Origin of the sequence: Streptomyces sp. NPDC048473 (assembly GCF_043200155.1) — a bacterium.
Taxonomy (GTDB): Bacteria; Actinomycetota; Actinomycetes; order Streptomycetales; family Streptomycetaceae; genus Streptomyces.
This window is the reverse complement of sequence record NZ_JBICXE010000138.1, coordinates 1-4,133: the sequence shown is the minus strand read 5'-3', so window position 1 is coordinate 4,133 and position 4,133 is coordinate 1. Positions and strand designations below refer to the sequence as shown.

Genomic DNA, 4,133 nt, shown 5'->3' with positions numbered 1-4,133 from the left:
CAAGAAGCATGTCCAGGCAGTGCTCGCCCTCGCCCGCCGACGAGTCAACGTCCTGTGGGCCCTTATTCGTGACCGACGGTGCTACGAGGTCACACCCCCTGCGACCACAGCCGCTTGACAACAACATTAGGAAGCTCTATGCGCTGCCGCACGGCGCTCCGCTGTCCCAGGACACGACCAGTCCCGGATGCGACTTCGCATAGCTGCTCGGCGGTGCGCTCCTGGCCCGACGCCGGACGACGCATGGGCCCGGGAGTCTCGGCACGTGATGGCAGCCCGCTCCGTCGCCGTGCCCCGGGGCACGGCCTTCGCCGTCCTCCGCCCCGGTCGCCAAAGCGGCATCCGGACCGGGCAACTCGCCGAACGCCGGAAATCTCCTTGGCAAGAACTGTCACAACTGTCGCAGCTGTCCGGTCAATGCGGTGAGCGGCTCGCAGCAGCGATCACGTACGTGCCGTCCAGCGACGAAGGAGTCAGAAATGCCGACTAGGGAATCAGGGTGCGATCCTTCGAATGACGGCTGCCGGTCGCCTCCACGATCGTTGCGGCAGCGAACCGGCACCGGTGCTTCCGCCCCGGAGCAGGACAGCCGTGCCAAGGCGGTGGCCCACCGCCCGCACAACCGTCCGGAACCTACCGCAGGACCGCCGAGGAGCCCCCGTTTCCCATCCTGCCTCCCGGTCCGCCGCGGCCTCGGACAGGACCTGACCGTTATCCCCGGCCCCGGCCCGCGACGAAGAAAGACGCATGATGACCCGAGACACCGACGACCACACCGACTTCGCGGCCAGCATCGTGTCGCTGACCGCACAGGCCACGCTTCTGCGGGCCCGTATCGAGCAGCTCCATGAGGAACTCGCCTCGGTCAGCGCCCGCATAGACACAGTCTCCGACTCACTGCTCGCGCTGCACCACCCGGTCGTTCATGCCGGGGCGGACTCCGACGGAGCCCGCTGTGGTGTGCACGGACGAAGGAGTACCGCCGGCGGCTGGGAGGCAGGTCCTGCAGGAACACGGCGCCCGCCCAAGGGCCACCCGCACTGACGGCCCGATCCGTGAAGCGGTGCCCACCTGACCGGACGCCAGCCCGCGGGCCCAGTGGTCTCCTGTGACAAAGCGGGGCACCCGTCGGACGAACACCCCGCTCCGCGGCTGTCAGCCGGTGGCTCCCGCGCCCCACAGCACGGTTCCGCAGGCCGATCGGATGAGTACCCGGCCGGTTTCCTGGACCACGAGCCGGGCGCGGTTGCCCGGCTCCTCCGTCTGCGAACCGCCCTCGGTCCGGGGATCGGCGGGGTCGCTGTGGGCCGAGCCGCCCTTCGCCTCCTCCGTCTTCTCCCCGTGCCGCTCGTCCCCGGACGGGGACGGCCTTGTCGGCTGCCGGCTTCTGCGGATCCGAATGAGGCATGCCCGGCGACCCGTACTGCTCGCCGACGTAGTGCAGCGGACGGGCGCCGCTCCCACAGCCGACTGGTGCGGGAGAAGGCCCACAGCAAGTGGGGCGGGATGCCGCCAGGCCAGCGCCCGCTGCTGTTCCACGACTGCGGACCGGACCTCGGCGGCGTACGCCGCCGAGGTAGTGCAGGTAATCGCGCCACGCCCCCTTCGGCTTCTGCTTGCGCCTCCCCGTCCCGCACCATCTGACCGATGACCACGGCCGTCATGGCGACCACCATCACGCCCATCACGATGTAGGTCATGGCGGAGGAGGACTGGCCCGTGCGCATGTAGGGCAACACCATCGCGACGGACACCAGCCCCATCGGCAGGTACACGAGCATGCCCGAGCTGCCCTGCGGGGCCGTCTCGGACGTCACCGGCGGATCCTGGAGCACCACCTCGCGCTCGGGCATCTGCGGTCCCTGTCGGCGCGCAGGCCTGCGGAAATGGACGACGCTCAAGGCAAACTCTTTCGGAAGTCACCCAGCCCGGCACGGCACGGACTGGCGCCGGAGTGTTGTCATCAGGTCCCGGGAACTGAGCCAACCATGGAATGACGTGTGATGTGTCATCACACTCTGAACAGAAAACGTTGTCACGCGCCCTGCCGACACACCGCTTCGCGGAGGTGACCGTTCGGGAGGTCCGCAAGGGGACCTGGGCACCCACACGTCGGTCGGCGCTCCGGCTGCTGGCGGAACCACCGTTTCCGGACCTGCGGACCCGTGGCCGCCCCGCAGGACGCGGCCGAGGCAAACATCAACACCTATTGCGCTTTCGGCGGATAGTGACAACAATTCCGACATGCCACATGCATTTACTCAAACGTGATGCAACTCGGTCCGTGGGTCATTGGGTCCGGCCGTCGTCGCACCGGAACCGCAGCTCACTGCCGCTAGGGGTGCGCCGCGCGGTGCCGGAGAAGGCCCGGCGGGACCCACGCAGGCAAGTTGAAAGCGCAACTGATGTCCACTTGTCTGCACGCACTGTTCAGTGGTGACGGACTTGTGTCACGCTACTCATGAGTCATTTATCGCTGCCCGTACTAATATCTGTATCCCGGATGGGATGGGCTGCCGCACATTATGCACAAGTTTCACTTCAGCGACCGACCGGGCGCGAGGTGCCCGCGGGCAGGAGTGCGGCAGGAAGGGTTGAGAATGAGAGGAACACATGGTCTCCGTAGCCCACACGCCGCAGAACATTGAGATTACCGCCGAGAACCTTCGGGAGGAGCTGCACCGACTGGAGGCCCAGAGGCAGGCGCTGGAGCGGGAGTTGGCCGCAGTCGTGGCGCATCTCGGATCGATTCAGACAACTCTGGGAGCCCTGCATGACCTGATGCCCGCCACAACGCCCTGGACCCAGGCCCCGGCCAAGCCTGCCGCCGTTCCTGCCGCGGGCGAGGAGGGGGGCGACACCGAACCGTCGGCGACCGTGTCGCGTTCCGCCGAGCCCCGGCCGCAACAGGCGCCCGCTCCCCGGGAACCGGCGGAGTCCACGTCCGGCACCCAAGCAAAGTACGGAAGGCTCACCGAGCAGATCGCGGACTACTTCGCCGCTACCGGCAATGCGGACGTCCGTGCCCGCGATGTCGCCGCCGCTCTGAGACGCGACACCGACGCCGGCTCGATCAACGCGGTACGCAGCACTCTCGACCGGCTCGTGGGGACGTCTCGCATCCAGCGAACCGGCCGGGGGCTCTACCGCGCCAACCCCTCGTAGCCACATCCTGGGCGCAGGATCCGACCGAGGCGACACTCTCGAAGGCAGGTGCAGGACGAACCGGTCATGGGGCGGGCTGGACACGACAGGTGCTTCCTTGCGCGGCGCCGTCCGAGATTAGCCCGCCCCCGGGCACCCGGGCTCCGCCCCGGCCTCCTCCCGCGCACGCACTCCTCCATCACCGCTCTCCCTCTGTATCCCCCCGGATATCCGGCCGTGCCGTACTCGTACCGCGAGCACAACGGTTTCCCGCAGGAGCGAACACCGTTCCGCTGGTTACATGTTAGGTATGTGGCACCACACCATGTCAACACACTCGCGGTTCTATGTTCTCGTGTAGTTGTTACCCGGCGTCGTCCGATCCGGGCCATCCGGAGGAAGGATCGCCCCCGTACGTTCCGCAAGTACGACTCCTCCTCCGTACACACTGAGCTATTGCTACAGTGCCAATGAGAGCTGTGGTCCGGGGCAGGCGGAGCAATACGGTGGGGGTGCCTGCGACGCCCGCTCCGCACAGCCTTCCGGGGCGACTGTCTACGTCCCGTGCTCCTGCCTCCGCCCACGGTGCCAGCCGTGGACGGAGGCAGGGCAATCCCGCGAGGCCCCGGAACCCAGGGCTTGATCAAGTTCCATTGAGGTCGGGCTTGTGGGTGATGCCCAGGATGGGGAGGGCTCGTTCGGGTTGGTCGCGGATGGCGCGGGTGGCCTTCGCGATGTTGGTCGCTCCAAGGGCTTTGAGGGCTCCGATCGCGAGGTTGCGGAGGGTGGCCATGACGCGGGGTGCGTTGCCGGCGTGGACAGTGGAGACGTCTTCGGCGAAGGTGCGGTCGCGGATGTGGTGCTGGGCTTCCACGGTCCAGTGTCCGCGCAGGTGGGAGGCGAGTTCGGCCGGTGTCGCCAGGTGGACGTCGAGGCTGGTGACCGCGTAGACGGTCTCGCGGGTCTCCTTCCTGCCGGTCTCTTTGCGG

At 67.6% G+C, this 4,133-nt stretch carries 2 protein-coding genes and 1 pseudogene; 2 read left to right on the top strand and 1 reads right to left on the bottom strand.

Annotated elements, in window-relative coordinates:
- Nucleotides 1-747: 747 nt before the first annotated feature.
- Both ACGFU7_RS47625 and ACGFU7_RS47620 read left to right on the top strand, forming a co-directional pair.
- The gene (locus tag ACGFU7_RS47625; RefSeq protein WP_393705024.1) at nt 748-1,044 is read left to right on the top strand and encodes a hypothetical protein; all 297 of its coding nucleotides are present in this window, start codon (nt 748-750) and stop codon (nt 1,042-1,044) included.
- A 1,569-nt stretch (nt 1,045-2,613) separates the two neighbouring features.
- Nucleotides 2,614-3,165: a hypothetical protein gene (locus ACGFU7_RS47620; RefSeq protein WP_393705022.1), complete on the top strand. Its 552-nt coding sequence runs from the start codon at nt 2,614-2,616 to the stop codon at nt 3,163-3,165.
- A gap of 622 nt (nt 3,166-3,787) precedes the next feature.
- Here the strand turns inward: ACGFU7_RS47620 and ACGFU7_RS47615 are convergent.
- Nucleotides 3,788-4,133: pseudogene (locus ACGFU7_RS47615) on the bottom strand (ISAs1 family transposase); the annotation flags it as partial.